The sequence below is a fragment of the Streptomyces zhaozhouensis genome, from assembly GCF_900230195.1.
GTDB lineage: Bacteria > Actinomycetota > Actinomycetes > Streptomycetales > Streptomycetaceae > Streptomyces > Streptomyces zhaozhouensis.
The window spans coordinates 105968-125527 of sequence record NZ_OCNE01000007.1 but is presented as its reverse complement, the minus strand read 5'-3'; the positions used below and the strand labels follow the sequence as shown (position 1 = coordinate 125527).

At 76.0% G+C, this 19560-nt stretch carries 21 protein-coding genes; 14 read left to right on the top strand and 7 right to left on the bottom strand.

The features are described 5' to 3' along the window. Positions 1 to 95: 95 nt before the first annotated feature. Positions 96 to 332: a DUF397 domain-containing protein gene (locus CRP51_RS12545; RefSeq protein ID WP_097231192.1), complete on the bottom strand. Its 237-nt coding sequence runs from the start codon at positions 330 to 332 to the stop codon at positions 96 to 98. 3 nt (positions 333 to 335) lie between these two features. Then, positions 336 to 1202 carry a Sco1979 family transcriptional regulator gene (locus CRP51_RS12540; RefSeq protein ID WP_097231191.1) on the bottom strand — a complete coding sequence of 289 codons (867 nt, stop codon included), beginning with the start codon at positions 1200 to 1202 and terminating at the stop codon, positions 336 to 338. A gap of 157 nt (positions 1203 to 1359) precedes the next feature. Between CRP51_RS12540 and CRP51_RS12535 the strand changes: the two genes are divergently transcribed. From CRP51_RS12535 to CRP51_RS12515, 5 genes are all read left to right on the top strand, one after another. Continuing rightward, on the top strand, positions 1360 to 1809 hold the full coding sequence (locus tag CRP51_RS12535) for an ATP-binding protein (RefSeq protein WP_245880544.1): 450 nt from the start codon (positions 1360 to 1362) through the stop codon (positions 1807 to 1809). 343 nt (positions 1810 to 2152) lie between these two features. Then, on the top strand, positions 2153 to 3157 hold the full coding sequence (locus CRP51_RS12530; RefSeq protein WP_097231190.1) for a TerC family protein: 1005 nt from the start codon (positions 2153 to 2155) through the stop codon (positions 3155 to 3157). 109 nt (positions 3158 to 3266) lie between these two features. After that, the gene (locus CRP51_RS12525) at positions 3267 to 3587 is read left to right on the top strand and encodes an SGM_3592 family protein (RefSeq protein ID WP_245880543.1); all 321 of its coding nucleotides are present in this window, start codon (positions 3267 to 3269) and stop codon (positions 3585 to 3587) included. An 85-nt stretch (positions 3588 to 3672) separates the two neighbouring features. Then, complete coding sequence (locus CRP51_RS12520; protein WP_097231189.1) at positions 3673 to 4482, top strand: alpha/beta fold hydrolase; 810 nt, start codon at positions 3673 to 3675, stop codon at positions 4480 to 4482. Positions 4483 to 4651: 169 nt separating this feature from the next. After that, complete coding sequence (locus tag CRP51_RS12515) at positions 4652 to 5608, top strand: DMT family transporter (RefSeq protein ID WP_097231188.1); 957 nt, start codon at positions 4652 to 4654, stop codon at positions 5606 to 5608. A 20-nt stretch (positions 5609 to 5628) separates the two neighbouring features. Here the strand turns inward: CRP51_RS12515 and CRP51_RS12510 are convergent, their stop codons facing one another. After that, positions 5629 to 6501 (bottom strand): oxidoreductase, encoded by an 873-nt coding sequence (locus tag CRP51_RS12510; RefSeq protein WP_097231187.1) that lies wholly within the window; start codon positions 6499 to 6501, stop codon positions 5629 to 5631. A 90-nt stretch (positions 6502 to 6591) separates the two neighbouring features. Between CRP51_RS12510 and CRP51_RS12505 the strand changes: the two genes are divergently transcribed. Next, positions 6592 to 7452, top strand: a complete 861-nt coding sequence (locus CRP51_RS12505; RefSeq protein ID WP_097231186.1) for a LysR family transcriptional regulator — start codon at positions 6592 to 6594, stop codon at positions 7450 to 7452. A gap of 58 nt (positions 7453 to 7510) precedes the next feature. Further along, complete coding sequence (locus tag CRP51_RS12500; RefSeq protein WP_097231322.1) at positions 7511 to 7900, top strand: VOC family protein; 390 nt, start codon at positions 7511 to 7513, stop codon at positions 7898 to 7900. A gap of 46 nt (positions 7901 to 7946) precedes the next feature. Here the strand turns inward: CRP51_RS12500 and xylA are convergent, their stop codons facing one another. Continuing rightward, a complete protein-coding gene (xylA, locus tag CRP51_RS12495) occupies positions 7947 to 9119 on the bottom strand; it encodes a xylose isomerase (RefSeq protein WP_097231184.1) in 1173 nt (390 codons plus the stop codon). A 109-nt stretch (positions 9120 to 9228) separates the two neighbouring features. On the opposite strand from xylA, the gene xylB reads away from it, so the two are divergent. From xylB to CRP51_RS12465, 6 genes are all read left to right on the top strand, one after another. After that, on the top strand, positions 9229 to 10662 hold the full coding sequence (gene xylB / locus CRP51_RS12490) for a xylulokinase (RefSeq protein WP_097231183.1): 1434 nt from the start codon (positions 9229 to 9231) through the stop codon (positions 10660 to 10662). An 81-nt stretch (positions 10663 to 10743) separates the two neighbouring features. After that, a complete protein-coding gene (locus tag CRP51_RS12485; RefSeq protein ID WP_097231321.1) occupies positions 10744 to 11919 on the top strand; it encodes an ROK family transcriptional regulator in 1176 nt (391 codons plus the stop codon). A 163-nt stretch (positions 11920 to 12082) separates the two neighbouring features. Next, positions 12083 to 12655: a hypothetical protein gene (locus CRP51_RS12480; RefSeq protein WP_141514588.1), complete on the top strand. Its 573-nt coding sequence runs from the start codon at positions 12083 to 12085 to the stop codon at positions 12653 to 12655. Positions 12656 to 12673: 18 nt separating this feature from the next. Next, positions 12674 to 13444 carry a bestrophin-like domain gene (locus tag CRP51_RS12475; RefSeq protein WP_097231181.1) on the top strand — a complete coding sequence of 257 codons (771 nt, stop codon included), beginning with the start codon at positions 12674 to 12676 and terminating at the stop codon, positions 13442 to 13444. A gap of 60 nt (positions 13445 to 13504) precedes the next feature. Beyond that, on the top strand, positions 13505 to 14953 hold the full coding sequence (locus tag CRP51_RS12470) for an acyl-CoA synthetase (RefSeq protein ID WP_097231180.1): 1449 nt from the start codon (positions 13505 to 13507) through the stop codon (positions 14951 to 14953). Next, positions 14950 to 16272, top strand: a complete 1323-nt coding sequence (locus CRP51_RS12465; protein ID WP_170970529.1) for a carboxyl transferase domain-containing protein — start codon at positions 14950 to 14952, stop codon at positions 16270 to 16272. The genes CRP51_RS12470 and CRP51_RS12465 overlap by 4 nt, the downstream gene beginning before the upstream one ends. A 10-nt stretch (positions 16273 to 16282) precedes the next feature. Here the strand turns inward: CRP51_RS12465 and CRP51_RS12460 are convergent, their stop codons facing one another. Further along, positions 16283 to 17317: an MsnO8 family LLM class oxidoreductase gene (locus CRP51_RS12460; RefSeq protein WP_097231179.1), complete on the bottom strand. Its 1035-nt coding sequence runs from the start codon at positions 17315 to 17317 to the stop codon at positions 16283 to 16285. Positions 17318 to 17399: 82 nt separating this feature from the next. Here CRP51_RS12460 and CRP51_RS12455 point away from each other — a divergent pair, with 82 nt between their 5' ends. After that, positions 17400 to 18365 (top strand): ADP-ribosylglycohydrolase family protein, encoded by a 966-nt coding sequence (locus CRP51_RS12455; RefSeq protein WP_170970528.1) that lies wholly within the window; start codon positions 17400 to 17402, stop codon positions 18363 to 18365. A 162-nt stretch (positions 18366 to 18527) separates the two neighbouring features. On the opposite strand, the gene CRP51_RS12450 is transcribed toward CRP51_RS12455, so the two are convergent. Together CRP51_RS12450 and CRP51_RS12445 are read right to left on the bottom strand one after the other, a co-directional pair. Then, entirely contained in the window at positions 18528 to 18956 is a 429-nt protein-coding gene (locus CRP51_RS12450; RefSeq protein ID WP_097231177.1) for a hypothetical protein, read from the bottom strand. A gap of 9 nt (positions 18957 to 18965) precedes the next feature. Beyond that, on the bottom strand, positions 18966 to 19493 hold the full coding sequence (locus CRP51_RS12445; protein WP_097231176.1) for an ATP-binding protein: 528 nt from the start codon (positions 19491 to 19493) through the stop codon (positions 18966 to 18968). Positions 19494 to 19560 lie beyond the last annotated feature (67 nt).

Sequence of the window (19560 nt, the reverse complement as noted above, 5' to 3'; positions counted from 1 at the left end):
ACCGACCGGTCGGCGGCACGCGTCCGCCGTGCGCGTCGCGGTGCCCGCACCCCTCGTACGCGGGCACCGCGACGTCACTCCCCCATCCGGTGAGATCAGGCCAGGAGGTAGTCGGCCTCCCCCGATTTCACTCCCCGGATGAAGGCCGCCATCTCGTGGAACGAACAGATCAGCGCCGGCCCCTCGGGGTCGGTCGACTGCCGCAGCGCGACCCGGCCGTCCGTCAGCCGCAGCGCCTCCAGGCAACTGCCGCCGTTCCCCCCGCTCCAGGGCTTCTGCCAGCCCTCGGTGCCCAGGAGAGTCGCCGGCATCCCGTTGTACACGCGTTCCATGGCTCAGAGCTCCTTGCGCATTCCGCTGAGGATGGCCTCGGTGCGGTGCACCGGCGCGGCCTGGGCGCACATCCGGTCCAGCGCCTCGCGGAAGGTCGAGACATCCGCGGGCTGGTCGTAGTAGGCGGCGCCGACCAGGTTCTCCGCGCAGGCGACGTCGGGCAGCTCGGGGACGGGGAACCGGAAGAGATGGAACGGGCCGTACATGGCCGGGTGGTGCCCCGCGGCGAACGGCATGATCTGAAGCCTGACCTGGGACGAGGCCACCGCCTCGATCAGCCGGCCGAGCTGGCCGCGCATCAGCCCCGGCGGCCCGACGGGACGGCGCAGCACCGTCTCGTCCAGCACGATCCACAGCAGCGGCGGCCGTTGCCTCCGCAGGATCTCCTGACGGGCCGTCCGCACCGCCACCAGCCGTTCGATCTCGGCGACGGGCGCGTGCGGGAGCCCGGAACGGAGCACGGTGGCGGCGTACGCCTCCGTCTGCAGCAGTCCTGGGACGTAGTGCGGCTCGTAGGCGCGGATCAGGTCGGCCTCGGCCTCCAGGCTGACGAACGCGCTGAACCACTCGGGCAGCACGTCACGGTAGCCGTGCCACCAGCCGGGCCGGTTGGCCTCGCGGACCAGGGCGAGGAAGGCGTCGACCTCCTCCTGCTCGGTGACCCCGTAGATCCGCAGCAGCTTCTCGACGTAGAGGATCTTCAGCCCGACCTGGGCCTTCTCCATGCGCCGGACGGTGGCGTGCGTGACGTCCAGCGCCCGCCCCGCGTCCTCGAAGGTGAGGCCGGCCGCCTCCCTGAGGTCGTGGAGCCGGCGGCCGAGCACCACGCGCAACGCGGTGGCGGCCCCACCGCCCTGGCCACCGGCCACTGCCCCTCCCCCGACAACCTCTGTCTCCCGCCAACTTCGGTCCGTGGAGGGAAAAGTCTGCCACGCGGTCACCGGGAGCAACAGAGTGCAACGGATGAATCTGTAATTTGCAGGATGCCTCTTGCCGGATGCGAGGGGCGCGCCGCACAGTGGTTCCGTGGCTTCCTCCCCGCATGTCCCACCCCAGGCGCGACGCCACGGCTCCGCGCTGCCCGGCGACTGCCTGCGGTTCCGGCTGCCCGCCGTCCCCACCTCGGCGGCGGAGGCGCGTCGCCTCACCCGCCAGCAGCTCGCCGAGTGGCGCGCCCCGAGCGACGCCTGCGACAGCGCCCAACTGGTCATCTCCGAGCTGGTGACCAACGCGCTCCGGTACACCGACAGCGACAGCGTCGGCTGCGAGGTGCGGCTCGCCGGCTCGCTGCTGCGGGTCGCGGTCGCCAGCGGTGGCGCGGGACCGCGCCGCGCGCCCGGACGGGCGGCGGACGACGACGAGGGCGGCCGGGGGCTGCTGCTGGTCTGCTCGCTGGCGCAGGTCTGGGGGGTCAGGCCGCGGGAGGCGGGCGACGGGCACGAGGTGTGGGCGGAGCTCCCGCTGTCCCCCTCCTAGCCGGACCCGACCCGAAACCGCGGGATTTACCCGCGTTGACCGCCCCGTGGGTGACCTCGGTCACCTTTCGACCGGCCGGCGGCCGGCCACCGCACCCCACGACCCGCCGACGACGCGGTCGGAGCGCCGGGCGGGGGGCCGCCCGTGGCACCCTCCCCAGAGGGCGTGGGGCGCCCTTCGCGCCCCACCCGAGGACGCCGAGTCACGGGCGGGCAAAGGCACTTCCGCCCGTAAGCGAGGCATACCCGGACACGCCACTTTACCGTTCCATTACTATTGGCCGAGCCGCGACGGCACGCCGCGCGGAAGCCCGTCATGCCGCGCGCAGAGGACCGGAGGAAGAGTGGACGTCTCGTTGACCATGTGGGTGCTCACCGTGGTGGTGTTGTGCGCCTTCATCGCCGTGGACTTCTTCTTTGGACGCAAACCCCACGAGGTCTCCCTGAAGGAGGCCGGCATCTGGACCATTTTCTGGGTGGTGCTGGCGGTCCTCTTCGGGATCGGCCTGGCGGTCTTCGAGGGCGGCACACCGTCGAGCGAGTTCTTCGCCGGCTATGTCACCGAGAAGTCGCTCAGCGTGGACAACCTTTTCGTCTTCGTGCTGATCATGACCAAGTTCGCCGTCCCCGCGCAGTACCAGGCCCGGGTGCTGATGGTGGGCGTGCTGATCGCGCTGGTGCTGCGCGCGGGCTTCATCGCGATGGGCGCCGCGCTGATCGCGAGCTTCTCCTGGATCTTCTACATCTTCGGCGCGTTCCTGATCTGGACCGCCTGGAAGCTGATCAAGGAGGCCAACGCCGAGGACGAGGAGTACGAGGAGAACCGCTTCCTCAAGATGGTGGAGCGGCGCTTCCCGGCCACCGACCAGTACCACGGCACCAAGCTCTTCATCCGGGAGAACGGCCGGCGGCTCATCACGCCGATGCTGATCGTGATGCTCGCCATCGGCAGCACCGACATCCTGTTCGCGCTGGACTCGATCCCCGCGATCTTCGGCCTCACCGAGGACGCCTACATCGTCTTCACCGCCAACGCCTTCGCGCTGATGGGCCTGCGCCAGCTCTACTTCCTGATCGGCGGGCTGCTGGAGAAGCTGGTCCACCTCTCCTACGGCCTGTCGGTGATCCTCGGCTTCATCGGCGTCAAGCTCATCCTGCACGCGCTGCACGAGTCCGGCGTCCACACCCCGGAGATCTCCACCATGTTCTCGCTCAGCGTGATCTGTGGCGTGCTGATCATCACGACCGTCACCAGCCTCTACGCCACCCGTTCCGAGCGGCTCAAGGCCGAGGCCGAGGGGAAGACCTCCGGGCAGGACGAGACGGAGTCCGCGGAGCGCCGCTCCTGAGGTCACCTGCTGTACCGTGTCCCGAACGCCGCCGCCGGAACCCGGCGGCGGCCTCGGGCGTTCACCTGGCGTTGGACTCCGCGCACCAACGGGTATGAGGAGGCAGCTCATGGGGACGGGGCCCTCGGATCAGGAGGAGCCGCGCGGAGGCGACGACACTCCGCGCGAGGAGGACTGGGACAACCTGGTCCTGGACGAGAGCTTCATACGCGGCGCCGAGGTGCGGGAGCCGACCGCCAGGACGCGGATGCTCCGCGAGCGCTGGAAGGATGGCGGGCCGGCCCCGCAGCCCTGGCGTTCCGACGAGCCGCCGGCCGGCTGGGTGCACGGCTCCGGCCGCAAGAAGGGCTCACGCAAGAAGAGCGGGGACAAGCCGCGCAAGCGCCGCTGGTTCCGCCGCAAGGGCAAGGACGGCGACGGGGACGCCTGACCGGCCTGCCCGTCCGCCTCGCCCCGCCCGCGCCCTCCCGGCGCGGCGTCGGGCCCGCCCTCGCCGTCCGCCCCGGGAGTCGCCGGTGTCCGCCGCCGCCCGTCCACCGTCCTTCGCCGCCCTCGACACCGGGCCGCCGGCCGCCGGTGGCGCGCACTCCGTGGTGCTGCTGGTGCACGGGTGGGGCGGGGACCGCCACGAGTGGGCCGGGGTGGTCGACGGGCTCGCGCGGCGGCACCGGGTGCTGGCGCCCGACCTGCCGGGGCACGGCGCGACGCCGCCCAGCCCCGGGCGGCACACGCCCCGCCTCGTCGCCGCCGACCTCGCCGCCTGGCTCACCGCCACGGGCACCGGCCCGCTGGTCGCGGTCGGGCACTCGATGGGCGGCCACGTGGTGACCGCGCTCGCCGTCGACCACCCGGAGCTGACGCGGGCCACCGGCACCGTCGCCACCGGCTTCGGCGGCACCGCGACCCGGGAGCGGCTCGCGGCCGAGCAGGCCGCCCTGGAGCGCGAGGGCGCCGCGTGGGCGGAGCGGTTCGCGGACCGCGCGCGTGGCCCCGCCACCCCGCCGGAGCTCACGGAGCGGCACCGCCGGCTGCTGGGCGCGGCCGCCCCGCGGGTGCTGGCCGAGTACCGCGCGGGGATGTATCTGGCGCCGGACGCCTTCGGGCTGCGGGCGCAGGCCGAGGAGTTCCTGGCCCGGCGGCGCTGCCCGGCGTTCGCGCTGCACACCGACGCCGGGGCCGCCGCCTGGGAGGCGTCCCTGCCCGCCCACCCGCTCTCGGCGCGGGTGGTGTGGCCCGATGTCGGCCACTACCCGCACGAGGAGAGGCCGGCCGAGGTGGCCGCGCTGATCGCCGACTGGTGTCGCCGGGTCCCTCTTTCGGGTTAGCCTGCTGCCATGCCGACCTACTGGAACCGGGTCACCCCGCCGCCGTTCGCCCGCTGAGGGCACGGCTCACCGTTTCTTCTCCGCCGGGCGCCGAGGCGCGGCCGGCTCGTCGAGTGTGCCCTCCGCTGGTCCCTCGTAGGATTCCAACGGAAACAGGACACCTGATCCCATGACGTCTTCCTCCGGGCTTCCCGGTTCCACGGGCGCGGGCGACGCCCCCGCTTCCTCTCCTCTCCCCTCCCCCGCTCCCCGACTGGCCGGCGGCGCCTGGCTGGTGCTCGCGGCCGCCGGGTTGTGGGGCACCACCGGCACGGCCGCGACCCTGGCGCCCGAGGGCGCCTCGGGGCTGGCGCTCGGCGCCGCCACGATGGGCATCGGCGGGCTGCTCACCGTCGCCCTGGCCTGGCGCTCGGCCTGGGCCGTGGTGCGGCGCGGCTCCCCGCTGTGGTCGCTGTGCGGGGCGGCGGGCATCGTGGTCTACCCGCTCGCCTTCTACACCTCGATGGCCTGGGCGGGGGTCGCCGTCGGCACGGTCGTGAGCATCGGTTCGGCGCCGGTCTTCGCCGCGCTGCTGGAACGTTGCTGCGAGGGGCTGTCCCTGAGCCGCCGCTGGTGGGCGGCGACGGTGGCCGCCGGACTCGGCTGCGCGGTGCTGACGCTGGCCGGGGGCGGCGACGCGGTGAGCGGCGAACGGCCCACCGCGGGCGTGGTGCTGGGCGTGGTCGCCGGAGCCGGCTACGCGGGGTACTCCTACTGCGCCTCCCGGCTGATACGGGGCGGGCACGGGGCGCGGGCGACCATGGGCGCGCTCTTCGGACTCGGGGCGCTGGTGCTGCTGCCCGTCCTGGCGGTCACCGGCGGACCGCTGCTGGGGTCGGCGCGCGGGCTGGCGGTGACGGGCTATCTGGCGGTGGTGCCGATGTGCCTGGCCTATCTGCTCTTCGGGGCGGGGCTGGCCCGGGTGCGGGCGAGCACGGCGGTCACCCTCAGCCTCTTCGAGCCGTTGGTGGCCGCCGTGCTGGCGGTGGCGGTGGTGGGCGAGCGGCTGGCCCCGGTCGGCTGGTGCGGGGTGGCGCTGGTCGTCGCCGGGCTGGCCGCGCTGACCGTGCGCCGGCGGCGCCGCTGAGGCGGCGGGCGCGCCGCCGGTCAGCCGGCGATGCCGTCCAGTGCGGCGCGCTCCGCCTCGGGCAGCACGAGTCCCGCGCCGGCGACGTTCTCCCGCAGATGGGCCACGGACGAGGTGCCGGGGATGGGCAGGATGTTCGGCGAGCGGTGCAGCAGCCAGGCGAGGGCGACGGACATCGGCGGGGCGCCGAGCCGGGCGGCCACGGCTTCGAGGGTCGTGGACCGGAGCGGGGTGAAGCCGCCGAGGGGGAAGAAGGGCACGTAGGCGATGCCCGCCGCGGCGAGTTCGTCGATCAGCGCGTCGTCCCGGCGGTCGGCGAGGTGGTACTGGTTCTGCACGCACACCAGCGGGGCGAGGGAGCGGGCCTCGGCGACCTGTGCGGGCGTCGCGTTGCTCACCCCGAGGTGGCGGATCAGGCCCTCGCTCCGGAGCGCGACGAGGGCCTCGAAGGGCTCGGCGAGCGAGCCCTCGCGCGGGCCGGTGGCGTCGCCGAGGCGGAGGTTGACGACGTCGAGGGCGTCGAGGCCGAGGTCGGCGAGGTTCTCGTGGACGGCGCGGCGCAGTTCCTCGGGGCGCCGGGCGGGCGGCCAGCCGCCCCGCGCGTCGCGGACCGCGCCGACCTTGGTGACGATGTGCGGCGGCGTCCCGGCCACGGGGCGCAGCGCCTCGCGGATCAGCCGGTTGGTGACGCGGGGGCCGTAGGCGCCGGCCGTGTCGATGTGGGTGATCCCGAGGTCGGCGGCCTCGCGCAGGACGGCGAGGGCGCCCTCGTGGTCGGCGGGCGGGCCCATGACGCCGGGACCCGCGAGCCGCATGGCGCCGTAGCCGAGACGGGTGACGGTGAGGTCGCCCAGGGTCCAGGTGCCGCCGGGCGGCGTGGAAGGAGTGTGCATGGGGCGATCGTGGCCGGGCGGCGGGGGGCGCCGCCAATACCGATGCGGTGGGCGGTGATACCCGACCGGTATCACCGCTACGTTGGGACCATGGACGACACCCCGTTGGAGACCCGCGAGCTGCGGTACTTCGTCGCCGTGGCCGAGGAGCTGCACTTCGGCCGGGCCGCCGAGCGGCTCGGCATGGCCCAGCCGCCGCTGTCCCGGGCTATCCAGCGGCTGGAACGGCGCTTGGGCGTGCGGTTGTTGACGCGCGACCGGCGGGGCGTGGCGTTGACCGGCGCCGGGGAGACGCTGCTGCACGAGGGGCGCGCGGCCCTGGCCATGACGCGGGCCGCCGCACGCCGGACGCGACGCGCCGGCGCGGACGGGGGCGCGCGCGAGCGGCTGGTGCTGGCGGTGAAGGCCGGCGCGTTCCACGAACAGCTGCGGAAGCTGCTCGACGCCTACGCGGCCGAGCCCGGCGCGGCCGAGGTGGAGGTGCTGCCGAGCGGCACCTGCGAGCAGGAGGAGATGCTGCGCGACGGGCGGGCCGACGTGGCGCTGATCCATGTGCCGCCCCGCTCGCTGGCCGGGTTCGACAGCGAGCGGCTGTCGACCGAGGGGCAGGTGGCGGTCCTGCCCGCCGGGCACCGGCTCGCGGCCCGCGCGAGCCTGTCGATGGCCGAGGTCGGCGCCATCCCCGGTCTGCCGTTGGCCCGTTGGCCCGGCCCCGACGGGCGTCCGCCGGGGCCGGGGCCCGAGATCCACGACCAGACGCAGCTGGGCCAGCTGATCGCGCTCGGACGCGCCGCGGCCGTCTTCCCGGTCTCCGCCGTCTCCTGGCTGTGGTCCGCGCACGCGGCCGTTCCGCTGTCGGACGCGCCCGAGGTGGCCACCCACCTCGCGTGGCCGGCACACAGCCGTTCCCTCGCGCTCGCCGCGCTGGCCCGCACCGCCGGCCGGCTCTGAGGGCGCCCGGGGCGATACCCGCTGGCGCCGGGGCGCGCGGGCGTCAAGTATGGGGCGCGTGGCACGACTTCACGACTTCGTCTTCGACGCGGCGCGCCCCTCGGCCGTCGCGCGCTTCTGGGCAGCGGCGCTGGACGGGTACGCGGTGGCGCCGTACGACGACGCGGAGCTGGCCCGGCTGCGGGCGCTGGGTTTCGAGGGGCCGGAGGACGACCCCACGGTGCTGGTGGAGCCGGTGGACGGCGGCGGGCCACGGCTGTGGTTCCAGCGGGTGTCGGAGCCGGCGGTCGGCAAGAACCGCGTCCACCCCGACGTGCTGGCCGCCGACGTCGGGGCGGAGGCCGAGCGGTTGACGGGCCTCGGCGCGCGGGTGCTGACCCGCCACGCGGACCATCTGGTGCTGGCCGACCCGGAGGGCAACGAGTTCTGCCTCTACCCCGAGAGATAGCCGTCCCCGCTCCCGGCGCGGGAGCGGGGACGGCGGCACCTCCTGGTCAGCTCCGCACGCCCAGCAGGTGGTCCGTGGCCAGCTGGTCGAGCGCCTCGAAGGCCATGCCGCGCTCGGCGGCGGCGTCCGGGTCGAACTCCTCGAAGGTGGAACGGTCGGCCAGCAGTTCCTCGAAGCCCTCCCCCTCGTCCAGGGTGGGCCTGGCCAGCTCGTCGACGCGGGCGACGCGCAGCGCCTCCTGGACCTCCGGGTCGGCGCGGAACCCGGCGGCGCGCTCCTTGAGGATCAGGTAGTTGCGCATACAGCCGGCGGCCGAGGCCCAGACGCCGTCGATGTCCTCGGTGCGCGGCGGCTTGAAGTCGAAGTGCCTGGGCCCCTCGTAGCCGGCCGCCTCCAGGAGGTCGACGAGCCAGAACGCGGCGCGCAGGTCGCCGCCGCCGAAGCGCAGGTCCTGGTCGTACTTGATGCCGGTCTGGCCGTTGAGGTCGATGTGGAAGAGCTTGTTCGACCACAGCGCCTGCGCGATGCCGTGCGGGAAGTTCAGCCCGGCCATCTGCTCGTGTCCGACCTCGGGGTTGACGCCGAAGAGCTCGGGCCGCTCCAGCCGGTCGATGAACGCCAGCGCGTGGCCGACGGTCGGCAGCAGGATGTCGCCGCGCGGCTCGTTGGGCTTGGGCTCGATCGCGAACCGCAGGTCGTAGCCCTTGCTCACCACGTAGTCGGCGAGCAGGTCGAAGGCCTCCTTGAAGCGGTCGAGCGCGGCGCGCACGTCCTTGGCCCCGCCGCTCTCCGAGCCCTCGCGTCCGCCCCAGGCCACGAAGGTCTGGGCGCCGAGCTCGGCGGCGAGGTCGATGTTGCGCAGCACCTTGCGGAGCGCGTAGCGGCGGACGTCACGGTCGTTGGAGGTGAAGCCGCCGTCCTTGAAGACGGGGTGGGTGAAGAGGTTGGTGGTGACCATGGGCACCACGACGCCGGTGGCGTCCAGGGCCTTCCGGAAGCGGCTGACGTGGTGCTGGCGCTCGTCGGCCGAGGCGCCGAACGGGATCAGGTCGTCGTCGTGGAAGGTGACGCCCCAGGCGCCGAGCTCGGCCAGCCGGTTGACCGACTCGACCGGGTCCAGCGCGGGCCTGGTGGCGTCGCCGAACGGGTCGTTACCCCGCCAGCCCACGGTCCACAGACCGAAGCTGAACTTGTCCTCGGGGGTGGGCTGGAATGACATGGCGGCTCCTCGGCTCCCCAGTATTTCGTCATGGCTGTTAACAAATTAGTATGCGAGGGCCCGCCTTAGGAACCCCCCTCGCCCGTGGCTTATGGAAGGACCGAGCGCAATGACCGCAGCAGAAGGCCCCCTGGTGGTCGGTGTGGACAGCTCGACCCAGTCCACCAAGGTGCTGGTGGTGGACGCCGCCACCGGCGCGGTGGTCGCCAGGGGCCAGGCCCCGCACCAGGTGACCGCCGAGCACGACAGCGACCCCGAGGTGTGGTGGGAGGCGCTGACCGCGGCGCTCGCCCAGTGCGGCGAGCCGGCGCGGCGCGCGGCGGCCGTCGCGGTCGCCGGCCAGCAGCACGGGCTGGTGACGCTGGGCGCCGACGGCCGCCCGGTGCGCAACGCGCTGCTGTGGAACGACACCCGCTCGGCCCCCCAACGCGACCGGCTGCTCGCCGAGTTGGGCGGCCCCGGGGCGTGGGCGGAGCGGGTCGGCAGCGTGCCGGCCGCCTCGTTCACGGTGACCAAGTGGGCCTGGCTGACCGAGCACGAGCCGGCGGCCGCGGCGGCGACCCAGGCGGTGCGGCTGCCGCACGACTACCTCACCGGACGGCTCGCCGGGCAGCCGGTGACGGCCGGCACCACCGACCGGGGCGACGCCTCGGGGAGCGGCTGGTGGTCGACGGCGACCGAGAGCTACGACGAGGGCGTCCTGGCCCATGTCGGCCTCGACCCGGCGCTGCTGCCCCGGGTCGTCGCCCCGGGCGAGGCCGCGGGCACGGTGACCGAGGGGCTGCCGCTGCCCGCCGGCATCCCGGTGGCCGCCGGCACCGGGGACAACATGGCCGGGGCGCTCGGCCTCGGCCTCGCCCCCGGCAGCCCGGTGCTCAGCCTGGGCACCTCGGGCACGGTCTACGCGGTCTCGGAGCGCCGCCCGTCCGACCCGACGGGCACGGTCGCCGGCTTCGCCGACGCCGGCTCCGCGTTCCTCCCGCTGGCCTGCACGCTCAACTGCACGCTCGCCGTCGACCGGTTCGCCACGCTGCTGGGCCGCGACCGGGAGGCGGTGGAGGCCGGCGGGCAGGCCGTGGTGCTGCCGTTCCTCGACGGGGAACGCACCCCCGACCTGCCCTACGCCTCCGGCCTGGTCCACGGGCTGCGGCACGACACCACGCCCGGCCAACTGCTCCAGGCGGCCTACGACGGCGCGGTCTTCGCGCTGCTGAAGGCGCTCGACCTGGTCCTCGACGAGGGAGCCGACCCCGAGGCGCCGATCCTGCTGATCGGCGGCGGGGCCAGGGGCACCGCGTGGCGGGAGACGGTCCGCCGGCTCTCGGGGCGTCCGGTGCGGGTGCCGGTGGCCGAGGAGCTGGTGGCGCTGGGCGCCGCCGCGCAGGCCGCCGGGCTGCTGCTGGGCCGGGAGGCCGCCGCGGTGGCGCGCGACTGGGACACCGCCAGCGGGCCCTCGCTGCCGGCCGTCCCCAGGGACGAGGCCGCGCTGGAGCGGCTGGGGGCGACCCTCGCGGACGCGGACGCGCTGCTGCGCCGCCACTGAGCAGCCGGCCCGCACGGTCAACGCCCGCTCGACAGCACGGGAGTCCAGGTGGCCCAACCGGCGCCCACGCCGCAGTCGGCGATGCGTCAGCTCAACCTCTCGCGGGTCCTGCACACGCTCGCCGCCGAGGGGCCGCTCTCACGCGCCACGGTGGCCACCCGCATCGGGCTGACCAGGGCGGCGGTCTCCACCCTGGTGGAGACGCTGCTGCGCGGCCGGCTGCTGGTGGAGGAGGGCCCGGGGCGCTCCGGTTCGGTCGGCCGGCCGGGCAGCCAGCTGCGGCTGACCGACCGGGGGCCGTGCGGCTTCGGCGCCGAGATCGGGGTGGACCACCTCGCGGTCTGCGCCGCCGACCTGCGGGGCGAGATCCGGGTCCGGGTCGAGAAGGAGTTCCGCGCCCAGCACCGCGCGCCCGACGCGGTGCTGGGCGAGTTGCGGGCGCTGGCCCGCCGGGCCCGCGCCGAGGCGGACGGGGTCGGGCTGCGCCCGGCCGGGCTGGCGGTGGCCGTGCCGGGGCTGGTGCCGCGGGGCACCACCACCGTGCTGCGGGCGCCCAACCTGGGCTGGCGCGACGTCGAGCTGGCCGGGCTGCTCCCCGCCGACCTCGGCGAGGTCACCGTCCACAACGAGGCCAGCCTCGGCGGGCTCGCCGAGCTGTGGTCGCGCGGCGACCCGGCGGCCGACGGCTTCGTCTACGTGTCGGCCCAGATCGGCATCGGCGCCTGCGTGGTGCTGGACGGCCGACTCCTCAGCGGCGCCCACGGTTTCGCCGGCGAGCTGGGGCATGTGCCGGTGCGGCCGGAGGGGCCGCCCTGCGGCTGCGGCGGGCGCGGCTGCCTGGAGACCTACGCCGGCGAGGAGGCGGTGCTGCGCGCCGCCGGCATCGAGCCCGGCCCCGGCGTGCGGCTGGGGGCGCTCACGGCGCGCTGCGAGGCGGGCGAGCCGACCGCGCTGCGCGCGGTGCGCCGCGCCGGCACCGCGCTGGGCATCGCGCTCTCCGGCGCGGTCAACCTGCTGGATCCACGCCGGGTCGTGATCGGCGGCACCCTCACCCGGCTGGCGCCGTGGCTGCTGCCGCCGCTGCGGCGGGAGTTGGGCCGGCGCACGGCGGTGGCGGCCGGCGGCCGGGAGACCCCGCTGCCGGTGACCGCCTCGCCCCTGGGCCCCGACGGCCCGCTGCGCGGCGCCGCCGGCCTCGCCGTGCGCACGGCGCTGGACGACCCGGCGCGCCTGCTCGCGGCCGCGCGGGGCGACTGAACGTGTGGCCGGCGCCGTCGGCCGCTCAACTCGCCTTCCACGTCCGCGACTTGTCCGTACGGGAGAGCGAGCGGCCCCCCGCAGGGGTTGATCGGTTCACCGGATAAGGCGAAAAGCTGGCGCAACGGCCGTTCCGCGACGGGTGAGACGTCAGGATCGCCCCGTGACAAGTGGGCAGCGAACGTGGTGGAGCACCCTCGGCGCCCTCGGCGTCGCCGTGTCGCTGGTGGCCGGGTTCGAGGGCCAGGCGTCGGCCGCCGGGCGGCCGGGCGACTCGTGTGCGATCGCGGGTGAGCCGGTCTTCTGGGACTGCCGCACCCCGGAGCCGGAGCCGACTCCCCCGCCGCCCGAGCCGAGCGAGCCGTCGTCGCCGCCGAGCGAGGAGCCCCAGCCCCCGCCGGAGCCGGCCCCCGAGCCCCCGGCCGCGCCCGCGCCCGAGGCGCCCGCGCCGCCGGACGACCCGGAGCCGGCGCTCCCCCGCCCCCCGGCCGTCCCGGAGCCCGAGCCCCCTCGGCCGCCGGACGACCCGGCGCCGCCGGGCGAGCCCGAGGAGCCCGCTCCCCCGCCGCCGGCGGCCGCCCTGCCGCTGTCGGCGGCCGTCCGCACCCTGCCCGACCCCCCGCCGCCCGCCCCGAAGCAGTCGGTGGTCAGTCGGATGCTGCTGGTCGTCGCGCCCGCCGTGCTGGCGGCGGCGGCGCTGCGCCCCCGTTCCCGTGCCCGTCCCAGCGTCTCGTAGCCCCCGGGAGACCGATCGATGTCCGAATGGCTGGTCCTCACCCTCGCCGTCCTCGCCACCTGCTCGGTGGTGCTGATCGTCGCCGTGCTGCGGCAGCGGCGGCAGAGCGCGCGAGGGGACGACCCGAGCGAGACACCCGACGTCATCGAGTACATGACGATGATGATCGGCGTGGTCTACGCGATCGTGCTGGGCCTGGCCATCGCCGGGGTCTGGGAGGAACGGTCCGCCGCCGACGAGTGGGTGCGGCAGGAGGCCCAGGGACTGCACGAGATGACCGAACGCGCCGCCGTCTTCCCCGACGAGCACGCGGCGGAGATCCGCGCGGCCGTCGACTCCTATGTGGCGCAGACCGTCGGCCCGGAGTGGGACCACATGCTGGAGGAGAACGAACTCACGGACGAGGGCGAGGAGTTGCTGGGGACGCTGCGCGGCACCGTCGCTGAGCGCGAGCCGACCACGCTCGCCGAGGTCACCGCCTACCAGGCACTGCTCGACGAGGCGGCGGACGTCGACGAGGCGCGGGCCGGGCGCGGCCAGAGCGCGGAGTCCACCATGCCGGCCGTGGTGTGGGTCGGGCTGCTGGCGGGCGCCGCGGTGACGGTCGGCATGGTCTTCACCCTCCAGATCCAGCGCTCCGGAAGGGAGTTGCTGCTGGCCGGGCTCTTCAGCGCGTTGATCACCTTCCTGCTCTTCCTCATCTGGTACTTCGACGCGCCCTACGCCCGCGCGCTCGGCGACTCCACGGAGGCGTTCCAGAACTTCTTCCCCGAGGTGACCGGCGGGTAGCCCCCGCCACGACCTCAGGTCGGCCTCCTCGGGAGGCCGCGCCGCGCTTAGCATGAGCGGATGAGTTGCCTGTTCCCGGCCTTGGACGACCCTCCGGCCAAGCCCGCGCTGCACTTCGGTGACCAGATACTCGACTACCCGGCGCTGCGTTCCGCGGCGCTCACGCTCGCCGAGACGCTGCGCGACCAGTCCCGGGTCGCGGTGTGGGCGACCCCGACGCCCGGCACGGCCGTCGGGGTCGTCGCCGCGCTGCTGGCCGGCGTCCCGGTGGTCCCGCTGAACCCGCGCGGCGGGGCGCGGGAGCTGGCCCACGTGGTCGGCGACAGCGAGCCCTCGCTGGTGCTGGCCGAGCCGGGTGCCGAACTCCCGCCGGCGCTCGACGGGTTGCCGGTGGTCACGGTGACCGCCGAGGCGCCGGGAGGCGACCGGGAACCGCCCGCCGCGCCCGCCGTCGACCCCGAGCAGCCGGCGCTGGTCGTCTACACCTCGGGCACCACGGGGCCGCCGAAGGGCGTGCTGCTCTCCCGCCGGGCCGTGGCGACCACGCTCGACGCGCTCGCCGACGCCTGGGCGTGGACGGAGGCGGACGTGGTGGTGCACGGGCTGCCGCTCTTCCACGTGCACGGGCTGGTGCTGGGCGTGCTGGGCCCGCTGCGGCGTGGCGGGACGGTGCGCCATCTGGGCCGCTTCTCGCCGGACGGGGTGCGTGCCGCGCTGACCTCGGGCGGCACGGTGCTCTTCGGGGTGCCGACGATGTACCACCGGCTGGCCGGGGCGGCGGAGGGCGACGCCGCGCTCGCCGAGGCGCTGGCCGGGGCGCGGCTGCTGGTCTCCGGCTCGGCGCCGCTGCCGCTGACCGACCACGAGCGGATCTGGCGGACGACGGGGCGCCGGGTGGTGGAGCGTTACGGCATGACGGAGACGCTGATGAACACCAGCGTCCGCGCGGACGGCCCGCCGGCGACCGGCACGGTCGGGGTGGCGCTGCCGGGCGTCGAGGTGCGGTTGGTGGACGAGGCGGGGCGCCCGCTGGACGTGGGGGACGCCGAGACGGTCGGCGAGATCCAGGTGCGCGGCCCGAACCTCTTCAGCGGCTACCTCAACCAGCCGGAGGCGACGGCCGGGGCGTTCGACGCGGAGGGCTGGTTCCGCACCGGGGACGTCGCGACGCGGGACTCGACGGGCGGCTACCGGATCGTGGGGCGCCGTTCGACCGACCTGATCAAGAGCGGCGGCTACAAGATCGGCGCGGGCGAGATCGAGAACGTGCTGCTGGCGCACCCGGAGGTGGCCGAGGCGGCGGTGACGGCCGGGCCCGACGCCGACCTGGGGGAACGGGTGGTGGCCTGGGTGGTGCCCCGGGACGCCGCGCACCCGCCGACGCTGGAGGAGTTGAGCGAGCACGTGGTCGGTCAGCTGGCGGCGCACAAGCGGCCGCGCGAGGTGCGGTTCCTGGCGGCGCTGCCGCGCAACGAGCTGGGCAAGGTGCTCAAGCGGGAGCTGGCGTGAGCCAGGCGGCCCGCCCCGCGCGGGAGTTGCTCGAGCTGCTGGCGCCGGGCGCGGCGCCGCTGCCGGCCAGGGACGGCGTCGGGCCGGCGGACGGGCCGCTCGACTGGCCCGGCCACGCCGCGAGCAGGCGGCGGGCGGCGGAGCGTTCCGGCGCCCCCGAGTCGGTGCTGGCGCGGGTCGGGCGGGTCGGCGGGAGCGAGGCGGTGGTGCTGGCGTTCGAGTTCGGCTATCTGGGCGGCTCCATCGGCCGGGCGGCGGGGGAACGGATCGGCGCCGCGCTGCGCACCGCGCGCGACCTGGGGCTGCCGGTGGTCTCGCTGCTGGCCTCGGGCGGGACCCGGGTCCAGGAGGGGATGCACGCGCTGACCCAACTCCAGGTGATCGCGCGCGAGATGGTGCGGCTGCGGGACGCCGGGCTGCCGCATCTGGCGGTGCTGGCCGGACCGGTGACCGGCGGTGCCTGGGCGACCCTGGGCGCGGGCGCGGACGTGCGGCTCGCGCTGCCCGGGGTGCAGGTGGGCTTCTCCGGCGCCCGGGTGCGGCCGCCGGGCGCCGACCCGGCCGCCTACACCGCCGAGGCCCAGGCCGCCGCCGGCCAGGTCGACGCGCTGGTGCCCGCCGAGGAGCTGCCGGGGGCGGTCGCCGGGTGGCTGGCGCTGCTGACCCGGCCGCTCCGGGGGCCGGTCCCCCCGCCCCCGCCGCCGCGCGGGGCCGATCCCCCGCGCACCGGCTGGGAGGCGGTGGCCAGGGCCAGGGCGGCGGACCGGCCGGGCGCGCGGGCCTATCTGGCCGCCGCCTTCGACCGGTTGGCGCCGCTGGCCTGCGTCGATCCCGGGCTGCTGGTCGGCTTCGGGGAGAGCGGCGGGCGCGGCGCCGGCTACGTCGCCCAGCTCGGCACGCGCACCACCCCGGCGGGGTTCCGGTCGGCGACGCGGCTGATCCGCCTCGCCGACCGGCTGTCCGTCCCGGTGCTCACCCTGGTCGACACCCCGGGCGCGGCCAACGACGAGGCGGCGGAACGGGACGGCGTCGGCGCGGCGATCGCCGAGACGATCACCGCGCTGGCGGGGTGCCGGGTGCCCGTCACGACGCTACTGGTCGGCGAGGGCGGCTCGGGGGGCGCGGTGGCGCTGACCGCGCCGGAGCGGACCTGGGTGGCGCCGGAGAGCTACTACTCGGTGCTGGCGCCCGAGCCGGCGGCGGCCGTGCTCAAGCGCGACGCGTCCGACCCGGCCGTGGTGGCGGAGGTCGCCGACCTGTTGCGGCTGCGCCCGCAGGACCTGGTCGCGATGGGGCTGGCCCGGGGCGTCGTCGGCTGACCGCGCGGCGCTACGCCGCGGCGCCGCCCACGCCGACGGCGCGGGCCAACCGGCGGTAGGAGTCGAGCTGTTCGGAGGGGTCGTGGGTGGCGAAGGTGACCATGACCTCCTCGGCGCCGGTCGCGGCGACGAGGTCGGCCAGCCGGGCCGCGACGGTCGCCTCGGTGCCGCTGACCTGCCCGGCCAGCGCCTCGCCCAGGTAGCGCTCCTCCCGCTCGGTCAGCCGGCGCCCCGCGACCTCCGGCGGCGGCGGCAGCGGGGGGAAGTCGCCGCGGGTGCGGGAGTGGACCACGGCCCAGGCCTCGGGGAGCTGGCGGCGGCGGGCTTCCTCCTCGGTCGCGGCGACGGCCACGTTGACGGCGAGCAGCAGCCGGGGGCGGCCGCCGGCGGCGCGGGGCGTGAAGCGTTCCCGGTAGCGGGCCGCGGTCTGCCGGGTGCGTTCCCGGTCGGCGGAGGAGGCGAGCACCAGCGGAAGGCCGAGGTCGGCCGCCGTGTCGGCGCCGGTGCGGCCGGCCAGCACGAACGCGGGCACGTCGAGCCCCCGCGCGGGCACCGCGCGCACCGGACCGGTGCCGTCGAAGTAGCTGAGCAGCTCGCCGAGTTGGGCGGCGAAGTCGTCCATGGCCTCGCGTTCGGTGCCCAGCGCGCGCCGCACCGCGCCGGTGAAGCCGACGGACCGGCCGAGCCCCATGTCGACCCGGTCGGGGAAGAGGGAGGCGAGCACCCCGAACTGCTCGGCGACGACCAGCGGCGGGTGGTTGGGTAGCATCACCCCGCCGGTGCCGACCCGGATGCGGGAGGTGGCCGAGGCCACGGCGGCGGCGAGCACGGTGGGCGCGGCGCCGGCGACGCCGGGCACCGCGTGGTGCTCGGCGACCCAGAACCGGTGGTAGCCGAGCCGTTCGACCTCCCGCGCGAAGGCGACCGTGCCGCGCAGCGCCTCGGCCGGCGGGCGCCCCGCGCGCACCAGGGCGCGGTCCAGCACGGACCAGCGGGTCGCGGCGAGGGCCGGGGGCGGCGGCACGGGGTCGGGCGGGGTGCTCATGTTCCGAGGGAACGCCGGCCGCGCCTCCGGGATTCCCGCCGCCGGCTGGCCGGCAAGGCGGCGCGGGGCGGATGATGGGGGAATGCGTGAGGCGAGGACGGCGGCCCTGGACAGCCTGCGCGGCCTGGCGCTGGGGGACGCGTTCGGCGAGACCTGGTTCCCGGTGCTGCGCGCGGGCGGGGACGCGCGCGCGTTGATCCGGGCGCGGCGCGTGCCGGAGGCGGCGCGGTGGCCGTGGACGGACGACACGGCGTTGGCGGCGGCGCTGCTGCGCGCCGCCTGGCCGGACGGCGAGGTGGCGCAGGACGCGGTGGCGGGAGAGTTCGGCCGGACCTACCTGGCCGACGACGGACGTGGCTACGCGGCGGGGATGCACGAGCTGCTGCCCCGCCTGGCGGCCGACCCGGCGGCCTGGCGGGCGGGCTCGCGGGCGCTCTTCGGCGGGGAGGGCAGCCTGGGCAACGGCGGGGCGATGCGCGCCGCGCCGCTGGGCGCGCTGTGCGCGCGCGACCCGGCGGTCGCCGCCCGCCGGGCGGCCCTCGCCGCCGAGGTGACGCACCGCCACCCGGAGGGGGTGGCGGGCGCGGTCGCGGTGGCCCTCGCCGCGGCGTCGGCCGTCACGGCGCGCGCCCCGGTCGAGCCGGCGGCGCTGCTGCGCGGGGTGGCCGCCCGCACGCCGCCGGGTCGGGTGCGGGACGGTGTGGCACGGGCGGCGGCGCTGCCGTCGGACACCGGGCCGGCCGAGGCGGCCGCCGTGCTCGGCAGCGGGCGGCGGATGCGGGCCGACGACACGGTGCCGTTCGCGCTGTGGTCGGCGGCGCGCCATCTCGACGACCTCGTCGGGGCGCTGTGGTGCACCGCCGAGGGGCTGGGTGACGTCGACACCACCTGCGCCATCACGGGCGGGGTGGTCGCGGCGCGGGTCGGGACGGCGGGGGTGCCGGCCCCGTGGCTGGCGCGGGCCGAACCGCTGCCGGAGTGGGTGGCGCGGCTGGCCGGCCAGGGTCCCTCTCCGCGGGCCGAAGAAGATCGCCCGGACAGGGCCTAGGTCGCCTCGTTCGGATCTTCGTGGATCAGGGCGCGGCGTCAGATGCGGTGCATCGCAAGGCGCCGGATCGCAGCTCATACTTGGTCGTATTCGCGCGATTCGGTAACGCAGCGAGGTGCCGTAGCTGGCGTCGCGCCCCCGCGAAGGTCCAAACGAGACGGCCTAGTTGGCCGTGAGGTCGCCGGCCGGGCTGGTGGTGGCGACGGGGTCGACCCCGGCCAGGCGGCACATGGAGACGAAGAGGATCAGCGGTTGGCTGTAGGGGATGCCGTGGTGCGGCCAGTGGATCAGCCGGGGCGCCCACAGGCCCTCGCCGGCCCACTCGGGCGGCGCCGCGACGGCGAGCCGCACGTCGGTGAGGTAACGGGCGGGCGCCGGCCAGCACATGCCGGTCTGGGAGCCGGTCGGCACCGGCCACCACCAGCTGGGGCCCACGGAGAAGATGGCGCCGGGCCGGGGCAGGGCGCCCAGCACACGCAGGCCGTCCTCCCTGGGCATCTCGACGACGTCGCTCTCCAGCCAGCCAGGGCGGCGGCTGCGCAGGGCCCGCAGATGACGCGGGCGGGAGGCGGGTTGGGTGAGGGAAACCATGGGGTGGCGTCAGGACCTCTGCTCGGTGGGGGCGGCGGGGGTGACGGATGCGGCGGAACGTCGGGGGGCGCGGCCGGTCGCCGCGTCCATCTCCCAGTCTGCCCGCGGCAGTTCGGCCCAGACACGCTGGCCGGCGCCCGTTCCCTCGGCGGCGACGCCCCAGCGCAGGGTGAGGGCGTCGACGAGGGCCAGGCCCCGTCCGCACTCGTCCTCCTCGGCGGCGGCGCGGCGGCGCGGCCCCTCGGCGCCGGCGTGCTCGTCGGTGATCTCGACGCCCAACACGTCCCCGTCGTCCCACAGCCGCGCGCCGACGGTGGCGCTCGCGGTGTGCCGCACGGCGTTGGCGACGAGCTCGGAGACGACCAGCTCCACGGTGCGCGCGGTCTCCTCCGGCACGCCCCAGGAGGCGAGCGTGACCCGGACCCGGCGGCGCGCCTGGCCGGCGGCTCTCAGTCCTGCCGGGAGCCGGAAGCCGACCTCACCGGCGACGGCGGATCGCGGCGAACGCTCGGGGGCCGCGGCGGTGAGGGGAGACATGAGCGCTGCCTTTCTCTACAGATGCGCACACTGAACCCGCCAACACGCGAACGTAAAGGGATGATCC